Annotated in this window: 19 protein-coding genes; 12 read left to right on the top strand and 7 right to left on the bottom strand. The window is 69.6% G+C overall.

The window, feature by feature from the left end; genetic code table 11:
• Positions 1-81: 81 nt before the first annotated feature.
• The 3 genes from C5O27_RS18710 to C5O27_RS18700 are packed head-to-tail and all read left to right on the top strand — an operon-like array spanning position 82 to position 2,766.
• Positions 82-675 carry a PH domain-containing protein gene (locus tag C5O27_RS18710; protein WP_006359260.1) on the top strand — a complete coding sequence of 198 codons (594 nt, stop codon included), beginning with the start codon at positions 82-84 and terminating at the stop codon, positions 673-675.
• Positions 672-1,352, top strand: coding sequence for a response regulator transcription factor (locus C5O27_RS18705; RefSeq protein ID WP_006359261.1), 681 nt, complete (start codon positions 672-674; stop codon positions 1,350-1,352). The genes C5O27_RS18710 and C5O27_RS18705 overlap by 4 nt, the downstream gene beginning before the upstream one ends.
• 43 nt (positions 1,353-1,395) lie before the next feature.
• Positions 1,396-2,766, top strand: coding sequence for a sensor histidine kinase (locus tag C5O27_RS18700; protein WP_035750722.1), 1,371 nt, complete (start codon positions 1,396-1,398; stop codon positions 2,764-2,766).
• On the opposite strand, the gene C5O27_RS18695 is transcribed toward C5O27_RS18700, so the two are convergent.
• Complete coding sequence (locus C5O27_RS18695; protein ID WP_035750723.1) at positions 2,738-3,298, bottom strand: GtrA family protein; 561 nt, start codon at positions 3,296-3,298, stop codon at positions 2,738-2,740. The genes C5O27_RS18700 and C5O27_RS18695 overlap by 29 nt on opposite strands.
• Before the next feature lie 78 nt (positions 3,299-3,376).
• Here C5O27_RS18695 and C5O27_RS18690 point away from each other — a divergent pair, with 78 nt between their 5' ends.
• Complete coding sequence (locus C5O27_RS18690; RefSeq protein WP_127963365.1) at positions 3,377-4,690, top strand: 5-(carboxyamino)imidazole ribonucleotide synthase; 1,314 nt, start codon at positions 3,377-3,379, stop codon at positions 4,688-4,690.
• Positions 4,687-5,208 (top strand): 5-(carboxyamino)imidazole ribonucleotide mutase, encoded by a 522-nt coding sequence (gene purE, locus C5O27_RS18685; protein ID WP_006360458.1) that lies wholly within the window; start codon positions 4,687-4,689, stop codon positions 5,206-5,208. Before C5O27_RS18690 ends, purE begins: the two co-directional genes overlap by 4 nt.
• On the opposite strand, the gene C5O27_RS18680 is transcribed toward purE, so the two are convergent.
• From C5O27_RS18680 to C5O27_RS18665, 4 genes are read right to left on the bottom strand one after another with little or no spacing between them, the layout of a single operon-like run.
• A complete protein-coding gene (locus C5O27_RS18680) occupies positions 5,205-6,059 on the bottom strand; it encodes a dienelactone hydrolase family protein (RefSeq protein WP_035750727.1) in 855 nt (284 codons plus the stop codon). The genes purE and C5O27_RS18680 overlap by 4 nt on opposite strands.
• A gap of 6 nt (positions 6,060-6,065) precedes the next feature.
• A complete protein-coding gene (locus tag C5O27_RS18675) occupies positions 6,066-6,440 on the bottom strand; it encodes a nitroreductase family deazaflavin-dependent oxidoreductase (RefSeq protein ID WP_035750728.1) in 375 nt (124 codons plus the stop codon).
• Positions 6,441-6,493: 53 nt separating this feature from the next.
• The gene (locus tag C5O27_RS18670) at positions 6,494-7,234 is read right to left on the bottom strand and encodes a TIGR03089 family protein (RefSeq protein ID WP_127963364.1); all 741 of its coding nucleotides are present in this window, start codon (positions 7,232-7,234) and stop codon (positions 6,494-6,496) included.
• A complete protein-coding gene (locus C5O27_RS18665; RefSeq protein WP_425269575.1) occupies positions 7,222-9,411 on the bottom strand; it encodes an LCP family protein in 2,190 nt (729 codons plus the stop codon). The genes C5O27_RS18670 and C5O27_RS18665 overlap by 13 nt, the downstream gene beginning before the upstream one ends.
• A gap of 215 nt (positions 9,412-9,626) precedes the next feature.
• Between C5O27_RS18665 and rfbD the strand changes: the two genes are divergently transcribed.
• From rfbD to manB, 3 genes are read left to right on the top strand one after another with little or no spacing between them, the layout of a single operon-like run.
• Positions 9,627-10,562 carry a dTDP-4-dehydrorhamnose reductase gene (rfbD, locus tag C5O27_RS18655; RefSeq protein WP_127963879.1) on the top strand — a complete coding sequence of 312 codons (936 nt, stop codon included), beginning with the start codon at positions 9,627-9,629 and terminating at the stop codon, positions 10,560-10,562.
• Between the two features lie 4 nt (positions 10,563-10,566).
• Positions 10,567-11,463, top strand: a complete 897-nt coding sequence (locus C5O27_RS18650) for a glycosyltransferase family 2 protein (protein ID WP_006360464.1) — start codon at positions 10,567-10,569, stop codon at positions 11,461-11,463.
• A gap of 44 nt (positions 11,464-11,507) precedes the next feature.
• The gene (manB, locus tag C5O27_RS18645) at positions 11,508-12,641 is read left to right on the top strand and encodes a mannose-1-phosphate guanylyltransferase (protein WP_006360465.1); all 1,134 of its coding nucleotides are present in this window, start codon (positions 11,508-11,510) and stop codon (positions 12,639-12,641) included.
• 27 nt (positions 12,642-12,668) lie between these two features.
• On the opposite strand, the gene C5O27_RS18640 is transcribed toward manB, so the two are convergent.
• Entirely contained in the window at positions 12,669-13,316 is a 648-nt protein-coding gene (locus C5O27_RS18640) for an O-methyltransferase (RefSeq protein ID WP_006360466.1), read from the bottom strand.
• Positions 13,317-13,593: 277 nt separating this feature from the next.
• On the opposite strand from C5O27_RS18640, the gene sigE reads away from it, so the two are divergent.
• From sigE to tatB, 4 genes are all read left to right on the top strand, one after another.
• Positions 13,594-14,214, top strand: coding sequence for an RNA polymerase sigma factor SigE (gene sigE, locus C5O27_RS18635; protein WP_006360467.1), 621 nt, complete (start codon positions 13,594-13,596; stop codon positions 14,212-14,214).
• Between the two features lie 242 nt (positions 14,215-14,456).
• A complete protein-coding gene (locus tag C5O27_RS18630; RefSeq protein WP_127963363.1) occupies positions 14,457-14,978 on the top strand; it encodes a hypothetical protein in 522 nt (173 codons plus the stop codon).
• On the top strand, positions 14,975-16,513 hold the full coding sequence (locus C5O27_RS18625) for a S1C family serine protease (RefSeq protein ID WP_127963362.1): 1,539 nt from the start codon (positions 14,975-14,977) through the stop codon (positions 16,511-16,513). Before C5O27_RS18630 ends, C5O27_RS18625 begins: the two co-directional genes overlap by 4 nt.
• Positions 16,514-16,529: 16 nt before the next feature.
• Positions 16,530-16,997, top strand: coding sequence for a Sec-independent protein translocase protein TatB (gene tatB, locus C5O27_RS18620; protein WP_006360470.1), 468 nt, complete (start codon positions 16,530-16,532; stop codon positions 16,995-16,997).
• 9 nt (positions 16,998-17,006) lie between these two features.
• Here tatB and C5O27_RS18615 read toward each other — a convergent pair whose 3' ends face one another.
• Positions 17,007-18,152: an Mrp/NBP35 family ATP-binding protein gene (locus C5O27_RS18615; RefSeq protein ID WP_006360471.1), complete on the bottom strand. Its 1,146-nt coding sequence runs from the start codon at positions 18,150-18,152 to the stop codon at positions 17,007-17,009.
• Positions 18,153-18,201: the final 49 nt, after the last annotated feature.

Genomic DNA, 18,201 nt, shown 5'->3' with positions numbered 1-18,201 from the left:
CGCCCCAACGTGCCCGGCAGTCGATCGGTACTGGTGCCTCGCAGTCTACTCAGCGTGCCCCCGGGCACGCCCGTCCCGATTATGCTGAGCCGCATGGCTTACCCGCGGGAGAACCTGGCGCCCGGTGAACGTGTGGTTCTCCACCGGCACCCACACTGGAAGTGTCTGCTCGGCCCGTTCCTGCTGTTCGCGATCATCACCGCGGCCGCGGGTGTCCTGGCCGGCGTGATCACCGGATCGTCGCTGGGCCCGACCCCGCGGACGGTGCTGCTGATCGTCGTCGGCGTGGCGTGGGCGCTCGGCCTCGCCTGGTACTTCGTCCGGCCGCTGCTGTCCTGGAAGACAACGCACTTCGTGCTGACCGACCGCCGGGTGATGTTCCGCAACGGAATCCTCACGCGCTCCGGGATCGACATCCCGATCCGGCGCATCAACACCGTCGAATTCCGCCACGGCGTCATCGACCGGATGCTGCGGACCGGCACGCTGGTCATCGAGTCGGCCTCCGACGAACCGCTGTCCTTCGACGACATCCCACAGGTGGAGAAGGTCCACTCGCTGCTCTACCACGAGGTGCTCGAGATGTACGCCGACGACGATCACCCCGACGACGGCTACGGCGACCCGGACGGACCCGCCGACCGTCCCGAGAACAGAGGGGCGCGGGAGCGTTGACCAACGTGCTGCTCGCCGAGGACGACGCCGCGATCGCCGAACCGCTCGCGCGCGCGCTGACCCGTGAGGGATACGGGTGCGAGGTCGTGAGCACCGGCGCCGACGCGCTCGAGAAGGCGCTCGACAGCCGTTACGAACTCCTCATCCTCGACCTCGGGCTACCGGTCCTCGACGGACTCGAGGTCTGCCGGCGGGTACGCGCCCAGCGACCCGCACTCGCGGTCCTCATGCTCACCGCGCGCACCGACGAGGTGGACTTCGTCGTCGGCCTCGACGCCGGCGCGGACGACTACGTGGGCAAACCCTTCCGGCTTGCCGAACTCCTCGCCCGCGTACGCGCCCTACTGCGGCGCCGCCAGCCCGGCGACGGTGACGAGGTGCTCGAGGGCGGTGAGATCCGGCTGGATGCCCGGGCACGCCGCGTTCTCGCCGACGGACAGGACCTCACCCTGGCGAACCGCGAATTCGACCTTCTGCGATTCCTGATGGAGCGTGCCGGTGAGGTCGTGACGCGCGAGGAGATCCTCACTGAGGTCTGGGGGTCGGCGGATCTGCGGTCGTCGAAGACCCTCGACATGCACATCTCGTGGCTGCGCCGGAAGATCGGCGACGACCGTCACAGTCGCCCGCGGCACATCGTGACGGTGCGCGGTGTCGGTTTCCGTTTCGACCCCTGAGCCGATGCCCATCCGACCGCCTTCGATGCGCCACCCGGCTTCCATGCGCCGACGCCTGCTCACCACGATGATCGCCGTCCTGATCGCGGTCGGCTGTCTGCTCGGCATTCCCTTGAGCGTGGTGGCCTGGTGGTGGGTCGCCGAGAACGCCCACCAGGATCTGGACAACCGGCTCAAGATCATCGCCGATCAGCTCATCCGCGAGGAGGGCGCCGACGGTCGTATCCCGCGCGACTCCGTCAACCGGGAGTCGTTCGAATTGCTCCTGCCGCCGAACGGCCGCCTGACGATCACCTATCCCGATCTGGAGGGCACGAGTCAGCGGATGGTCGTGGGTGCTGACATCGGGGGTCCCCGGCTGTCGGAATCCATCGGCCTGGGCGCTGCCGGCACGCTGACCCTGTCCATCCCGCGCGACAAGGTCCGCGACGACCAGCTGACCGCGACGGGGATCGTCCTGCTGGTCGTCCTCACCTCGGTGATCGGCGGTTCGGTGGTGGCCGCGGTGACCGCCGGCCGGATCGTCGACCCCCTGACCGATCTCGCCGACCGGGCGGCGACGCTCGGGCGCGCCGACTTCCGCACCGAATGGAAGATGTACGGCATCGCCGAACTCGACCGGGTGTCTCGGGCGCTCGCCGACGCCAACACCGCGCAAGCACTGCGACTCGAGCGGGAACGCGAGATCGCCGGCGACGCATCGCATCAGCTGCGCAGCCGGCTGACCGCCATCCAGCTGCGACTCGAGGAGCTGACGCTGCACGACGACCCGGCAGTGGTCACCGAGGCGGAGGCCGCGCTCGATCAGGTCGAACGACTCGCCACCGAACTCGACGAACTGGTGGAGGCCTCGCGCGCCGACGAACCGGCACCGCACTTCATCGACGTCGGGGAGATGCTCACCACGCTGGTCGAGGATTTCCGCCACGCCTTCGAGGCACAGGGCCGTCAGCTGACCGTCGAGGTCGACGGGGCGCCGCAGGCACTCACCTCGCAGTCCGGGCGGCTTCGCGAGGCGGTCAGCGTGCTGGTCGACAACGCCCTACAGCACGGCCGCGGGATGTGTCGGATCGACGTGAGCACGCTGCAGGCCGGCGAACTGGTCCGTATCACGGTCGCCGACGAGGGCGAGGGGGTGGCCGACGAGATCTCCGCGCACATCTTCCGGCGCGGTTTCTCGGCAGGGAAGCGGCCGGGCGCCGGTCGCAGCGGCGTCGGACTGTCTCTGGCGCGGGCGCTGATCGAGGCCGACGGAGGACGACTGGAACTCACCGTGCGACGTCCCCCGGTCTTCGCGATCGTCGTCCCGGCCCGGTATGCCAGCGGGTACGGCGAGGAGCCGGGCGAGCAGGAGGATCCGGGCCAGGACGACTCGGACACCGACGTCACGCGTGACCGAGTTCCTCATCGTTGAGTTCGGCGAGCGTCGGGTGCAGGTCGGTGGACCCGGCATCGCCGCCGCGCAGGAGCTCCTCCGGGAACGCGAACTTGCGCAACGCCCAGAACCGGAAGGCCATCTGCATCAGGTTGCCGATGACGTAACCGAGGATGAAGTCGACGACCACGACCTCGGACACACTCAGGTTGGACCGCATGTCGAACACGTTGTTCCCGACGAACAACGGTGCGGCCTGGAGGATGACGCCGATCCCGCTGATGATGAAGAACAGCAGCGCCTCGTGGTGCCGTTCCCGGCCGCCGCGGTTCTTGAAGGCCCACTCGCGGTTGAGGATGTAGCTGAGGATCGTCGCCAGCACACCGGCGATGACCTTGGCGATCACCGGCTTGGTCTCGAGGATCGTGAGGCTCAGGCTGTAGAAGATGGCGAGGTCGAAGATGAACGTGGTGCCGCCGACCATCGCGAACTTGATGAGTTCGTGGTGCCGCATCACGAGCCGTCGGACCGGCGCTGGGAGGCGAGCGATCAGCTCGTCGATCAATGGCACAAGATCTGAGTGTACGAAACAAAACACCGGGGACAGTTCTCCGGGCGGTTGTGCGGATGACCGACCCGACGTGCCACGATGGTTCGCGTGAATCCACGCGAGCCGGATGGAGCGCCTGTGCCCGGGCCTGTGACCTCGAATTCCACGGTGCCACCCACTCCTGAAACGGCGCGCACTGCCGGGGCGGCGTCGGGTATGCCGAAGGTCACGATGATCGGTGGCGGACAACTCGCCCGGATGACCCATCAGGCGGCGATCGCCCTCGGACAGTGTCTGCGTGTCCTGGCCGCATCCGAGTCCGATCCCGCCGCACAGGTGAGCGCCGACATCGTCCTCGGCTCGCACGACGAACTCGACGACCTCCGCCGCGCGGCCGCGGGTGCCGCTGCACTGACCTTCGACCACGAGGGTGTGCCGCTGCGCCACCTGGAGGCACTCGAAGCCGAAGGGGTGGCGGTCCTGCCGCCGTCGAAGGCGCTGCACTTCGCCCAGGACAAGCTGGCCATGCGCGTTCGCCTGGCCGAGCTGGGTCTGCCGGTACCGGCGTTCGCCGATCTCGCCGGCGACCGTGCCGCCGCCCGCGCACGTCTCATCGAGTTCGGCGAGGCCAACAACTGGGAGATCGTCATCAAGGCGGTCCGTGGCGGCTACGACGGCCGTGGGGTCTGGCTGGTCGACGGCGCCGACGAGGCGCTCGCGGTCTTCGACGAGTACCCGTCCGATGCTCCGGCGCTGCTGGCCGAGCAGAAGGTGCCGATGCTGCGCGAACTGTCGGCGATGATCGCCCGGTCCCCGTTCGGGCAGGGCGCGGCGTGGCCGGTCGTGGAAACGATCCAGCGTCACGGCCAGTGCGCCGTCGTCCTCGCACCCGCACCGGATCTCTCCGACGCGGTCGCCGAGCAGGCACAGCAGATGGCATTGCGGCTCGCCGACGAACTCGGTGTGGTCGGCGTCATGGCGATGGAACTCTTCGAGACCGTCGACGGCGAGCTCGTCGTCAACGAACTCGCGATGCGTCCGCACAACAGCGGTCACTGGACGATGGACGGCGCGGTCACCTCGCAGTTCGAGCAGCATCTGCGTGCCGTCCTCGACTACCCGCTGGGCAACACCGCACCGACCTCGCCGCTGACCGTGATGGCCAACATCCTGGGCGCGCCGACCGCCCCGGAGATGTCCATGGACGAACGTCTTCACCACCTGATGGCGCGCATGCCCGAGGCGAAGGTGCATCTGTACGGCAAGGGCGAGCGTCGCGACCGGAAGATCGGCCACGTGAACGTCGTCGGCCGCCAGGGTGAATCGATGGAATCGGTGCGTGAGCGCGCCGAGCGTGCCGCGCAGTGGATGTCGCACGCGACGTGGACCGACGGATGGGATGTGCATTCATGAGTGAGACCGCAGAGTTCCGGGGTCCCCGCGTGGGCCTGATCATGGGCAGCGACTCCGACTGGCCGACGATGAAGGCCGCCGCGGAGGCGCTCGCCGAATTCGACGTGCCGTTCCAGGTGGGTGTCGTCTCCGCGCACCGCACCCCGCAGCGGATGCTCGACTACGCCGCCGGCGCCGCCGCCAACGGCATCGAGGTCATCATCGCGGGAGCCGGTGGGGCAGCGCATCTTCCGGGCATGGTCGCCTCGGCGACCCCGCTCCCGGTCATCGGTGTGCCGGTGCCGCTGCGTCACCTCGACGGACTCGACTCGCTGCTGTCGATCGTGCAGATGCCCGCAGGCGTGCCCGTCGCGACCGTCTCGGTCGGCGGCGCGCGCAACGCAGGTCTGCTCGCCGTGCGCATCCTCGCCTCGTCCGACCCCGCCCTGCAGGAACGGATGGTGTCCTTCCAGAAGGGCCTCGAGCAGATGGTCCTCGACAAGGATGCCGCCCTGCAGCAGGAACTGCTCGGCGACTAGCCCTGTCCGGCAGGCGATTCCGGAGTGGTGGGCTGCAGACCGAGTTTGTCGGTGAAGAAGTGCAGCACCCGGTCGAACGCCTCCCTGGTGGGTTGTCCGGGTTCGTCGTAGAGGTCCTCGGTCAGCACCGAATGCGGCCGGGGGAACATCGAATCCGGGTTCGCCGCGTCGTCGGGGAGTTCGATCCCGATGAACGAGTCGCCGAGAAGCTCTTGGAGATAGGCGAATCGCGACCGCGGCGAGAGTTGATCGCCGGCGAAGCGCAGACCCATCACCTCGAGACCGCGAGCGCACCGCGCCTGCACCTTGGCGAGATCGGCGGCGTCGACGTCGATCGCGCGGGCGCGCCCGGGAAGCACCGCGAACGGCAACGACGGCTGCGAGAGCACCGGCGCCAGCATCCGTTCGTCGGTCGCCATCGCGAGCGCGAAGCCGCCGGTGAAACACATCCCGACCGCGCCCACCCCGGGGCCGCCGCAGCGGTCGTGCTCGCGGGCGGCGAGTTCGCGCAGCCATGCTGCGACCGGTGATGTCTTTCCCGTTGCGAGGATGGTGAATTCGCGGGTGATGCAGGTCTTGGCGATGGTGCCCAGCATGTTGCGCACCGCTCCCACACGGCCGAGGTTGTCCGGTCGCGGGTCCTGACCGTCGACGCCGAACAGCGACGGCATGACGGCCGTTGCGCCGAGATCTGCGATGCGTCGGGCCACATTCGCGACCTTCGGGCTGATGCCCGGCATCTCGGCGATCACGATGACCGCGGGGCCCGTGCCCTTGCGGTAGACGCGGCGGGTGTCACCGCGCAGCGCTACGTCCTCCGCGGTGAAGTCGTCGAGCGGATCGTCGGCCATCGCGGGTCAGTCCTTGTGGAGGGTGCCGAGGAGCGCCGACTCGAAGGGCATCGCGAAGATCTTGGCGCCGCCGGCGAGGTCGGGGGAGTCCGACGGCACGACGCGGGGCCCGGTGACCCGATAACGCTTGTCCTTGCGGACGATGGCGAAGGAACCGGCCGCCTGCACGTTGCGCACCCAGTCGGTGTGCCTGCCGTACGTGAGAACGATGGTGAGCTTGTCCCGGTCGACCCAGGCCAGCACCGGGATCGAATACGTCTTCCCGGACTTGCGGCCGACGTGCTCGACCATGGCGAACGGTGGCAGGTGAGGTGCCCACATCCGCTGTATCGGATTGGTGACGATCTTGTTGAATCGGGCCAGTGCGTCAGGTAGTCGCATGTCCCCACTGTGCCGTATCAGCTCCGATCTTGCGGGCCGTGCGGGATTTGCGGCTATTCGGCGAAGACGACGCCGGCCTTCTCGACCTCGGCGATCGCGGTCACCCGCTCCGCGGTCGCGTTGGCGACGTGCACGAGACTGCCTCCGGCGATCATCGGTGCGAGCAGGTGGGCGAGAACGCCTGATGCGGTGTGCCAGGGGCGCGTCGACACCACGCGGGTACCGGCGGCGATGCCGTCGCGCTCGGCGACCGTGCGGGCTTCGGAGATCACCTCGGCCGTCGGGGTGCCGTCGAGCGCCTCGACGGCGGGGGACCGCGAGACGAACTGGTCGCCGTGCACCCGCACGACGCTGCCGTAGTCGCCGACCCCGGGCGGGAGATCCCGCAGGGGCAGCGCGAACGGATCGAGTGATGCCACCACGACCTCGTCGGCATCGGGATGGTCGTCGAGACGGTCGCGAGAGGTGAAGACCACCAGCGGTTCCGACGCGGCCGCGGTGGCGTCCGGTCCCGGGATGCGGACATCGGCGCCGGACCACAGTGCGCCGAGCAGGATTCCGGCGGTCTGCCAGTGCTCGGGCAGGTCCACCACGACGACATCCCCGGCGTCCACGCCGATCTCGTCCACCAGATAGTTGGCGGTCTTGGCCGCCCAGTTGCCGAGGGTGGCCGCCGACAGCTCGGTGCGCTCGCCCGTCGCCTCGTCGTAGTAGGTCAGCAGCGGACGCGAATGATCGGTCACCGCACCGAAGATCGCGTCGGCGACGGTGTCGTAAGTGCTCAGTTCACGCACATCGGCCCCTCGTTCCCGGCGGTGATCGGCGGCCGCTTGTTGCCGACGCGCTCACTGGCCGGGGTGTTGTCGGTCTGGTCACCGGTGTCGCCGAGCCCGCCCGGACCGGCGTAGGTGTTGGTGAGGATCACCTTGAGTCGGTCGTCGGCGAGCTTCGGGTCCTCGACGACCTTCACGCCGCCGAGATCCTTGGCGAGCAGCCGGGCGGCGTCACCGTTCTCCTTGGCGTAGACCACCGAGTCCTTGGTGTCGGCCTTGCCGCTGGAGGTCTCACCGGACTGATAACCCTTGTTGGTCAGGATGTTCGCCACATTGGACCCGAGTCCGTCGATCGTGCCGGCGTTGACGACGTCGACCTTGAAGTCGCCGCGCTGGGTGTCACCGCCCGTCTGCTTGGGCGTGAGGAGATCGCTGGTGTAGGTCTTCACCGCCTGCGGGTCGACCTCGACGACGGACTGCAGACCGTCCTCGCTCCAGCCCTGTTCGGTGACGATCGGGATCGTCGCGAACTTCACCCGCCCGCCGCTGAGGTCCTTCAGCTGCTCGGCGAAGCTGATGATGTTCCAGCCGTCGTCGATCACGATGGAGCGCGCCACCGCGTTCTGCATCTCGGAGAGCTTGCCCGGGTCGGTGAGAGTGCCTGCGGACAGCACCTTCTGGGTCAGCGAGGCCATGAAGGCCTGCTGACGGGTGATGCGGTCGAGGTCGCCGCGGGGGAGTCCGTGGCGCTGGCGCACGAAGCTCAGCGCGCGGGGGCCGTTGAGCGTCTGGACACCCTTGCGGAATCGGGCGCCGCTCAACGGATCCCGAACCGGTGCGTTGAGGCAGACGTCGATGCCGCCGACCGCATTGGTCAGCAGGACGAAACCGAGCAGACCGACCTCCGCGTAGTGGTCGACCTGGACGCCGGTGAGGTTGGCGACGGTGTCCACCAACGCCTTCCGGCCCGCGAGCGTGCCTTCCTTCTCCGCTTCCTCAGGTGACTGCCCGGCTTCGACGGCACGGGCGCGCACGCCTTCGCGGGTGGTGCCGTAGGCGGCGTTGATCTTGCTCATGCCGATTCCGGGAACGTCGACGTACGAGTCACGCGGGATCGAGATCGCGGTGGCCGACGAACCGTCTTCGGGGATGCGCACCAACAGGATGGTGTCGGTGTTGGTGGCGACCTCCTCGCCCGAACGGAGGAGCTTGATCTCCTCCGGCGAGAGCGGGTTGCCCTTCGCGTCGGTGCGGGAGTCGGTGCCCACCAACAGGATGTCGACGGCGCCGTCCTTCGCGCCGCCCAGGCCGAGTCCACCGAGCTGCGTGATGCGAGTCTCCAGATCGGACATCGTGTTCCAGGCGTAGCCGGTGCACAGCAGCACGGCGACCGATGCGATCGCGATCAGCGCGCGGCCCCAGCCGGCTCCGGACGCCCAACCGGCGCGAGGGCGCGTCGAGGTGCCGGGCGGTGCGGTCGGCGGCGTCGCCGGTGCGCCCGTCCTCGGTGTTCCGGACTTCGGCGCGCCCTTCTCGGGGGAGCCGGTCCCGACCGTGCCCTCACCGGCAGTCGCCTTGGGAGAGGCTGCCTTCCGGGCGGGCGACTTCGGCGACGCTGCCTTCCGCGGTCCGGCTGCCTTCTTCGCGGCGCTCTTCTTCGCGGGAGCCTGCCCGGGGTCGGGACGGGGTCGACGCTTGCGGGCGGTGTCCCGAGGTGTGGGGTCCTCAGGTGCGGGTCGCCGGCGTTCGGCGGGCTTCGAGCGCGTGTGGATCTCGCCGGACGAGCGTCGACCGAGAGGCTCGTCGGCACGACGCGGACGGCGGGGGGACGCAGGATCCTGCGGTGGGACACGCCGGCGAGGATCACGCTCCTCGCCGGGGCGTCGTCGGGGCATGCCCTCGGCGTCGCGGGCGGGGATACGTTCCGGAGGTGGCTGGCGTCGCGCCCGCTCCGCGGAATCGGCACGCGTCGGTGCCTCGGGAGCACGCCGAACCACGCGGCGTCGGGGACCGGCCGCCTCGGCGTCCACGGGACGCGGGCGGGCACCGTGGGGAGGCCGCCCCGGTTCACCAGCGCGTTCGCCGCGTACCGGCCGTCGGCCGTTGTCGGCATCCGGAGTGCGCCGGCTGCCCGGCTCCGGCGGTACCGCACGCCGGGGACGCGGCCGCCCACGTGCGCCGTCGGATGGTGAATCCACTGGTCAGCGGTCCCTTTCGAGTTCGTCATGCTGCTCGACGGTGGCGCCGGTAGGTCCGCGCCATGGGATTGTCGGTGCAGAAGTGAAAGTTGGTGTTGTGCTGTCGTCAGGCTACTGAAGTGATTCGGGAATCCGAGAACGCAACGCCGAGGAGTCGAGTAGCGGTCGTCACGTGGATGACCGTGGAGTCGTGGCCCACCGGGGTCTGCGGCACGATGGTGCGCATGCGCGTCACGCCCAGCACCCCCACCGTGTACATCGTCGGCGCCGGCGGTCAGCTCGGCACCGCACTCCAGGGGAGGTCGGCCCAGGAGCCCGACTCCGTGGTGTGTCGCCCCCTGACCTCCGCCGACATCGACATCGCCGACGAGACGTCGGTGGCGGCCGCGCTCGGCGACCTCGGGCCCGATGACGTCGTCGTCAACTGCGCCGCCTACACCGACGTCGACGGCGCCGAGTCGGACGTCGACGGCGCCCGCCGCGTCAACGCCACCGGTCCCGCCGTGCTCGCGGCCCACACCGCCGCCGCGGGGGCATGGCTGATCCACGTCTCCACCGACTACGTGTTCCCGGGTGCCGCACCCGCCTCAGACCGTCCCGATGGCTACGAACCCGACGACGTGAGCGGCGAACCGGCCACCGTCTACGGGGCCACCAAACTCGCGGGCGAACGCGCCGTCCTCGATGCGGACCCGCGCGCCACCGTCGTGCGCACCGCCTGGGTGTACACCGGCGGGCCCGAGAGCCGCGACTTCGTGGGGACGATGCGGCGTCTCGAGCAGGCGCGCGAGACCGTGTCGGTCGTCGACGACCAGCTCGGTTCACCCACCTATTGCATCGACCTCGCCGACGGGTTGTGGGAACTCGTGGCCGCCGGGCCCCGCGCCGAGGTCGCCGGAGCCGTCCTGCACGCCACCAACGCGGGCCGCGCGACCTGGTTCGACGTGGCCGCAGCCGTCTTCGAGGAGGTCGGCGCCGAACGGTCACGCGTACTGCCCACGACCACGGCGGAGTTCCCGCGCCCGGCACCGCGCCCGGCCTACTCGGTGCTGTCCGGGCGTTCCTGGGCCGCGGCAGGGCTGACCCCGCTGCGGGACTGGCGTGCCGCGCTGCACGCGTCGATCGCCGAGTCAGAGGGTTCGTTACCCTGAGCCGGTGCCCGCTCAGCTAGCCGTCGTCACGGTGACCTACTCCTCCGGTGATCACCTCGCGACATTCCTCCGCAGTCTCGACGCCGTGACCGACGTGATGCCGCAGGTCATCATCGCCGACAACGGCTCCGACGACGGCGCACCCGAGAAGGCCGAGCAGGACTACGAGTCCGTCACGCTGGTCCGCACCGGCGGCAACCTCGGCTACGGGCGTGCGATGAACCGCGGGGTCGCCGAACTCGATCCCGGCATCGAGTTCGTGCTCATCGCCAACCCCGACGTCGAGTGGAAGCCCGGCTCGATCGACGAGTTGCTCGCCGCCGCGCAGCGCTGGCCGCGTGCCGGGTCCCTCGGACCGCTGATCCGCGAACCCGACGGCACCGTCTACCCGTCGGCGCGTCGCGTCCCGGACCTCGTCTCCGGCACCGGTCACGCCATCCTCGGCACGGTGTGGAAGTCCAACCCGTGGACCGCGGCCTATCGCGCCGACGACGAGGCCCCGTCGGAACGGGCCGTCGGCTGGCTCTCCGGCTCGTGCCTGTTGATGCGCCGCAAGGCCTTCGACGCCGTCGGCGGTTTCGACCCGCGCTACTTCATGTACATGGAGGACGTCGACCTCGGCGACCGCCTCGGCAAGGCCGGGTGGCAGAACGTCTACGTCCCCTCGGCGGAGATCGTGCACACCAAGGGCCACAGCGCGGGCCGGCACCCGGAGAAGATGCTGCCCGCGCACCACGAGAGCGCATACCGGTTCCAGGCCGACCGCAACACCGGCGTCCTACGCGCTCCGCTGCGGCTCGCGCTGCGGGCCGGGTTGGCCGTGCGCTCCCGCCTCGCAGTACGGGCCGCCCGCCGAGCATTGTCGGCTCAGAACACCCCGACGAGCGAAAACAACGGATAGGTGCTGAAGTGAGTACCGATCATCACGAAGAAGGGACCGATCAAGTGGATCAGTACACCGTGCGCGACTCGGTGGGGAGTGAATCCGTCGGGGGATCGGGTCCGGTCGCCGGGGACGTCCAGGCGGTCGTCCTCGTCGGCGGCAAGGGCACTCGGCTCCGTCCGCTCACCCTCTCGGCGCCCAAGCCGATGCTGCCCACCGCGGGCCTGCCCTTCCTCACCCACCTGCTGTCGCGAATCCACGCCGCCGGCATCCGCGACGTCGTCCTCAGCACCTCCTTCAAAGCCGAGACGTTCAGCGAGTACTACGGCGACGGCTCCAAGCTCGGCCTGAGCCTGCGCTACGTCACCGAGGACGAGCCGCTCGGCACGGGCGGCGGCATCCGCAACGTGCTCGACGAGCTGACCGCCGACACCATCGTCGTCTTCAACGGCGACGTACTCGGCGGCACCGACGTCCGCGACGTCATCGACAGCCACCGCAAGGCCGACGCCGACGTGACCATCCACCTCGTGCGGGTCAGCGATCCGCGCGCGTTCGGCTGCGTGCCGACCGACGCCGACGGTCGGGTCACAGCCTTCCTGGAGAAGACGCAGGACCCGCCGACCGACCAGATCAACGCCGGCACCTACGTCTTCAAGCGCGAGATCATCGAATCGATCCCGTACGGTGTGCCCGTCTCGGTGGAGCGCGAGGTGTTCCCGCGTCTGCTCACCGAGGGCAAGCACGTCCACGCCCACGTCGACCACGCCTACTGGCGCGACATGGGCACCCCCGAGGACTTCGTCCGCGGCTCGGCCGACCTGGTTCGCGGCATCGCCCCGTCACCGGCACTCGGCGACCGGCGCGGTGAGTCGCTGGTCCACGAGGGTGCGGGCGTCGGCCCGGGTGCCCTGCTCATCGGCGGCACCGTCGTCGGCCGCGGTGCCGAGGTCGGCCCCCGCGCACGCCTCGACGGCGCGGTGGTCTTCGACGGCGCGGTCATCGAGGCCGGCGCGGTCGTCGAACGTTCGATCATCGGTTTCGGCGCACGCATCGGCCCGCGGGCACTGATCCGCGACACCGTCGTCGGCGACGGCGCGGACATCGGTGCGCGCTGCGAACTCCTGCGCGGCGCCCGCGTGTGGCCCGGAATCGAGATCCCCGACAACGGAATTCGCTTCTCGACGGACGTCTGAGGCCCCAGAACCCGGTTCGTGTCCGGGTCAGCGCGTCTTGACGGCGGCCAGCACGCCGGGCCCGAGTGGGATCACGACCGGCAGCAGGCGCTCGTCGTCGGCGATCAGCAGGGCCGCCTCGCGGGCAGCGGCGGTGGGCGGGTCGGTGCGGGACGGGTCGCCCACCGTGCCGTCGGCGGTCGCGTTGTGCACCACGACGACGCCGCCGTCGCGCAGCATGCGGACCGCCTCGGTCACGAAACGCGGGAGATCCAGCAGCGGGCCGTCGATGAAGACCAGGTCGTACGACGAGTCGGAGAGGCGCGGCAGCACGTCGGTGGGCGTGCCGTTGATGAGTCGTGTCCGGCCGGGCGAGATGTCGGCCCCGGCGAACGACGCCCGCGCGGCGCGGTGGTGTTCGGGCTCGGGGTCGATGGTGGTCAGGACGCCGTCGGCGGCCATGCCGTTGAGAAGCCACAGGCCGCTGACGCCGGTGCCGGTCCCGATCTCGGCGACCGCCTTGGCATCCGCGGTACGGGCCAGAAGCGCGAGCAGCGCACCGACCGCAGGGCTCACGGGCGTGGCGCCCAGTTCCTCGGCGCGGGCACGGGCGGCGATGACGGCATCGTCCTCGACGATCGCCGACTCGGCGTAGGCGATCAGATCGGGGCCGGCGGACGGGGTTGACTCGGTCACGCGTCGAGGTTAACCGCCGGTCGGGCCAACCCGGACATGGCACGCCGACCTGCGCGAATCCGGGTCGCTCCACATCCTCAGGGAACACTCAGCCGACTCATACGGCGACCACACTCCGGTAGGAGAGGGTAAGGGCGTCCGGTTGACGGTATCTCCGTTCCAGGTCGGTGTGAACGTCGGCCGAATGGGGAATACCCGATCGGTGCGACGTTGTTCCACACGGTGAGTGCTCTGGGTCACCGGGCTGTGTTCACGAGAGAGGAACCGACCACCCACCATGACCGATTCCCGCGATTCCATCGACGACGTGCCTGCCGTTCCGGCGGGCACCGCCGGTTTCGACGCCACCGGCGACGAACTGCTGATGCCGTCATGGGACGAACTGGTACGCGAGCACGCCGACCGCGTCTACCGCCTAGCCTACCGGCTGTCGGGAAACCAGCACGACGCCGAGGACCTCACCCAGGAGACCTTCATCCGGGTGTTCCGATCGCTGTCGAACTACCGCCCCGGGACCTTCGAGGGCTGGCTGCACCGCATCACCACCAACCTGTTCCTCGACATGGTCCGCCGCCGCAGCAAGATCCGCATGGAGGCGCTGCCCGAGGAGTACGACCGCGTGCCGGCCGACACCCCCGACCCGCAGCAGATCTTCGACGCCACCAACCTCGATCCCGATCTGCAGCTCGCCCTCGACTCGCTCGCGCCCGACTTCCGCGCCGCGGTCGTCCTCTGTGACATCGAGGGGCTGTCCTACGAAGAGATCGCCGCGACGCTGGGCGTCAAGCTCGGCACCGTCCGCAGCCGCATCCACCGTGGCCGGCAGAGCATCCGCGACGCCCTCGCCGCCCAGGGGCACACCAGCAGCCGTTCCGTCGCCATCGGGGCGCACAGCTGACATGCCGCTCCGCGTCGGTCGATAGTCGGACGCCTCACCTCGGACAACTCGTCCGCGGAGCCGGGGAACCACGAGTCGACGTGCGTCGTTGTCTGACTCGGATAAGCTGAGACGTTGCGTGCGGGCACGGTCACGCCACATGTGGCGGCACGGTCCGCCGACGGTGAGTACCGTGGCGAACAGACTCGGCAAAGGCTGAAAGCGGATTGCGGCGGACACGTCGTGGAGAGGGGTGACCGACGATGATGGACGGCGATCGCGGGCGTCCGACCCGGGGCGGCGGTGTCGAGCCCCCGACTCCCAATCTTCGTCGCCGGCGATCCTCCTGGAGCACAGACTCCTGGACCCCGGCCCCCTCGTCCTTCCTGCCCAACCGCGGCTATCGCGCGCCCGGCACTGCCGGCGGGCGCCGCTTCGCACCGACCGAACATCTCGCCCCCGAGGCGGTCGCCGCCTTCGTCGACGGTGAGCTCGGCATGTCGGCTCACGCCCGCGCCGCCCACCACCTCGCGCTCTGCCCGGAATGCGTGGCAGCCGTCGACGCCCAGTCCTTGGCCCGCACCCGGCTCCGCGAGTCCGGTCAGGTGTCGGTGCCCGCGTCCCTGCTCGGCGCGCTCTCCCAGATCCCGACCCGCGAGATCGATCTAGGCTCGGACACCCCGACCGACGGCATTCCCGGCGCCCGCGACGCGATGCGCCCGCCCGCGAACCCGCTCATGCGCGACACGGGCCGCGGTCGCAACTTTCGCCGTCGGGGTCGGTGAACGTGGCCGACGGAACCGGACCGCAGGGCGAGGACACCTCGACTCCCGGTGGTGACGCGCAGTTCGCGCGCCGCGAAGAACCCCCGAACACCCAACGCCTGACACCCGGACGCGCACGGCACTCCCCGGTGTCACCGTCGACCGCGCAGGTCTTCGGCCGGCCCTCGGGAGTTCGCGGCTCCTTTGCGACCACGCCGAACAGCCACTCCGCGCCGCAGCCGCACGTCGCCGATCCGGACCCGGTGCTCGCCGAGGCCTTCGGCCGCCCGCCGGGTTCCGACGAGACCCTCCAGCGCGACCCCCTCGCCTCCTACGGCCAGACCGAGGACGAGCCGCCCGGCAATGATCCCTGGCGCGATCCGGAGAGCCCGGCGCGACTCGTCGACCCGGCGCTGCCGACCGCGTCGTCGGCCCCGGCCACCGACCCCGGACCCAAACTCGGTGTTCGGGATGTGTTGCTGGGCAACCGGATCAGCTGGAGCGCGCTTGCGACGCTCGCGATCATCGCCCTGCTCATCGCTCTCGTCGGCGGCCTGATGGGACGCTGGACCGCAGAGGTCGCGGCCCCGCTGACCACCGATTCGGTGGAGCTGTCCACCAACGACTCCGGCGACGGATCGGCACCGCGCTCATCGATCGCCGAGGTGGCGCGGGCCGTCGAGAAGTCCGTCGTCGCCATCGACGTACGCGCCTCCGGGGCCTACTCGACCGGTTCGGGCTTCGTCATCGACAAAGCGGGGTACATCCTCACCAACAACCATGTGATCTCGATGGCCGCGAACGACAAGGCGGCGAAGCTCGAGGTCATCTTCTTCGACCGTCAGCGGGTTGCCGCTCGTATCGTCGGGCGTGACCCCAAGACCGACCTGGCGGTGCTCAAGGTCGAGAACGTGAAGAATCCCACCGTCTCGGTCCTCGGTAGCTCCGCCGATCTGCAGATCGGCGAGGAGGTCGTCGCCTTCGGATCGCCACTCGGCCTCAACCGGACGGTGACGAGCGGCATCGTCAGCGCCACCAACCGTGCGGTGGCGCTCACGCCCGACGCCGAGTCCGACACCGATGCGGTCATCGACGCGATCCAGACCGACGCCGCCATCAACCCCGGCAACTCCGGTGGCCCCCTGGTCAACGCCGAGGCCAAGGTCGTCGGGATCAACACCGCAGGTCGGCTCGGTGCCGGCGGCGGTTCCATCGGCCTCGGCTTCGCCATCCCGATCGACGAGGCCAAGCCCATCGCCGAGGCCCTCATCCGCGACGGCAAGGTCAACCACGCCCAGATCGGCATCAACGCCAGCTCGGTCCGCAACGAGCGGGTCCTGGGCGCGCAGGTGCGCAACGTGGTGTCCGGCGGACCGGCCGAACGCGCAGGGGTCCGCGAGAACGACGTCGTCACCTCGTTCAACGGACGGCCGATCGAGAGCGCCGACGAGTTGAATGTCGCGGTCCGGACCGCGAAGATCGGTGAGGAGATCCCGTTCCAGTACTGGCGGGACGGGCGCACGTTCAACGGCAAGATCACGCCGCAGAGCGACTGACACCGGGACGAGGTAGATGTTCAGCAGTATCGGATGGGGCGAGATCGCGATCCTGATCGTGGCGGCCCTCGTCATCCTCGGACCCGAACGGCTCCCCGGCGCGGTGTCCTGGTCGATGCAGTCGCTGCGCAAGGTCCGCGACTACGCGACCGGTGCCACCAACCAGCTCAAGGACGAACTGGGGCCGGAGTTCGAAGACCTGCGCAAACCCCTCGCCGACCTCAACGAGTTGCGGGGGATGACGCCGCGCTCGATCGTCACCAAGCATCTGCTCGACGGCGACGACTCGCTGTTCCGGCTGGGTGAGGACGCCACGACCGTCGATCGCAGCACCACCCCGGTGCCGCCGATCAAGCCGGTGTCGGCGCCGATGTCGCTCGACAAGAACACCGACACACCTCCGGCCGAGCCGCCCTCGGGCAGCGCGCCGGTCCAGCGCCGGTCGGGTGGCCGTCCCGCCGTCTCCGACTGGGACGCGACCTGACCTGAACTCTCAGGAGTGGCGGACGGTATCGAGCCCGAGGCTCATCCCGGCCAGTCCGCGCTTGCGCACGGCGAGCTTCGCGGCGATCGCGCGCAGCGCCGATCCGGCGGGGGAGTCGGGGGCCGACAGCACCACCGGGACCCCGGCGTCGCCGCCCTCGCGTAGAGCGGTCTCCAGCGGCACCTGTCCCAACAGCTCCACCGGAGCGCCGACCGCACGGGTGAGACGCTCGGCCACCTTCTCGCCACCACCCGAACCGAACGGTTCCATGCGGGTGCCGTCGGGCAGCTCGAGCCAGGACATGTTCTCCACGACGCCCAGGATCTTCTGGCGGGTCTGCAGTGCGATCGCACCGGCGCGCTCGGCGACCTCGGCGGCGGCCTGCTGCGGGGTGGTGACGACGAGGATCTCCGCACCGGGGATCAGCTGTGCGATGGAGATCGCGACGTCGCCGGTGCCCGGCGGCAGGTCGAGCAGGAGGACGTCGAGATCGCCCCAGTAGACGTCGGCGAGGAACTGTTGCAGTGCGCGGTGGAGCATCGGCCCGCGCCAGGTGACCGGGGTGTTGCCGTCGGTGAACTGGCCGATGGAGATGAACCGCACGCCGTGGTTCATCGGCGGCATGATCATCCGCTCCACCTGGGTGGGCTTGGCGTCGCTGCCGAGCATCCGTGGGACGGAATGGCCATAGATGTCGGCGTCGAGGACACCGACGGTGAGTCCGCGCTCGGCCAGCGCGGTCGCGAGATTGACCGTGACACTGGACTTTCCGACACCGCCCTTACCGGAGGCGACGGCGTACACGCGGGTCAGGGACCCGGGCTGGGCGAAGGGGATGACCGGTTCGGCCTTGTCCCCGCGCAGCTTCTTGCGCAACTCGGTGCGCTGCTCGTCGTCCATGACGTCGAGTTCGACGCGGACCGCGCCGACACCGGCGACATCGGCGACGGCTTTCTCCACGCGCTGGGTGATCTCGGTGCGCAGAGGGCATCCCGACGTCGTCAGGTAGATCCCGACGTCGACGCTCGCATCGTCGTTGATCGTGACCGACTTGACCATCCCGATGTCGGTGATGGGCTTGCCGATCTCCGGATCCTTGACCTTGCCCAGAGCGGCGCGAACTGCCGATTCCGTGGGCGCAACTCCTGTAGTCATCTGCTCCAGCGTACCGGCGTCACCGGCAGACCCCGGTGGTGGTCCCGGG

Origin of the sequence: Gordonia alkanivorans (genome assembly GCF_004011905.1) — a bacterium.
Lineage (GTDB): Bacteria > Actinomycetota > Actinomycetes > Mycobacteriales > Mycobacteriaceae > Gordonia > Gordonia alkanivorans.
This window is presented reverse-complemented; position numbering and strand designations above follow the sequence as displayed.

What these genes read in the sequence shown, in the direction of transcription:
- C5O27_RS18710 (WP_006359260.1), top strand. Translation starts at nt 82, where the DNA reads ATGCTGAGCCGCATGGCTTACCCGCGGGAGAACCTGGCGCCCGGTGAA.
- C5O27_RS18700 (WP_035750722.1), top strand. Translation starts at nt 1,396, where the DNA reads ATGCGCCGACGCCTGCTCACCACGATGATCGCCGTCCTGATCGCGGTC.
- C5O27_RS18690 (WP_127963365.1), top strand. Translation starts at nt 3,377, where the DNA reads ATGGTTCGCGTGAATCCACGCGAGCCGGATGGAGCGCCTGTGCCCGGG.
- purE (WP_006360458.1), top strand. Translation starts at nt 4,687, where the DNA reads ATGAGTGAGACCGCAGAGTTCCGGGGTCCCCGCGTGGGCCTGATCATG.
- C5O27_RS18680 (WP_035750727.1), bottom strand. Translation starts at nt 6,059, where the DNA reads ATGGCCGACGATCCGCTCGACGACTTCACCGCGGAGGACGTAGCGCTG.
- C5O27_RS18675 (WP_035750728.1), bottom strand. Translation starts at nt 6,440, where the DNA reads ATGCGACTACCTGACGCACTGGCCCGATTCAACAAGATCGTCACCAAT.
- rfbD (WP_127963879.1), top strand. Translation starts at nt 9,627, where the DNA reads ATGGTGCGCATGCGCGTCACGCCCAGCACCCCCACCGTGTACATCGTC.
- sigE (WP_006360467.1), top strand. Translation starts at nt 13,594, where the DNA reads ATGACCGATTCCCGCGATTCCATCGACGACGTGCCTGCCGTTCCGGCG.
- C5O27_RS18630 (WP_127963363.1), top strand. Translation starts at nt 14,457, where the DNA reads ATGATGGACGGCGATCGCGGGCGTCCGACCCGGGGCGGCGGTGTCGAG.
- tatB (WP_006360470.1), top strand. Translation starts at nt 16,530, where the DNA reads ATGTTCAGCAGTATCGGATGGGGCGAGATCGCGATCCTGATCGTGGCG.
- C5O27_RS18615 (WP_006360471.1), bottom strand. Translation starts at nt 18,152, where the DNA reads ATGACTACAGGAGTTGCGCCCACGGAATCGGCAGTTCGCGCCGCTCTG.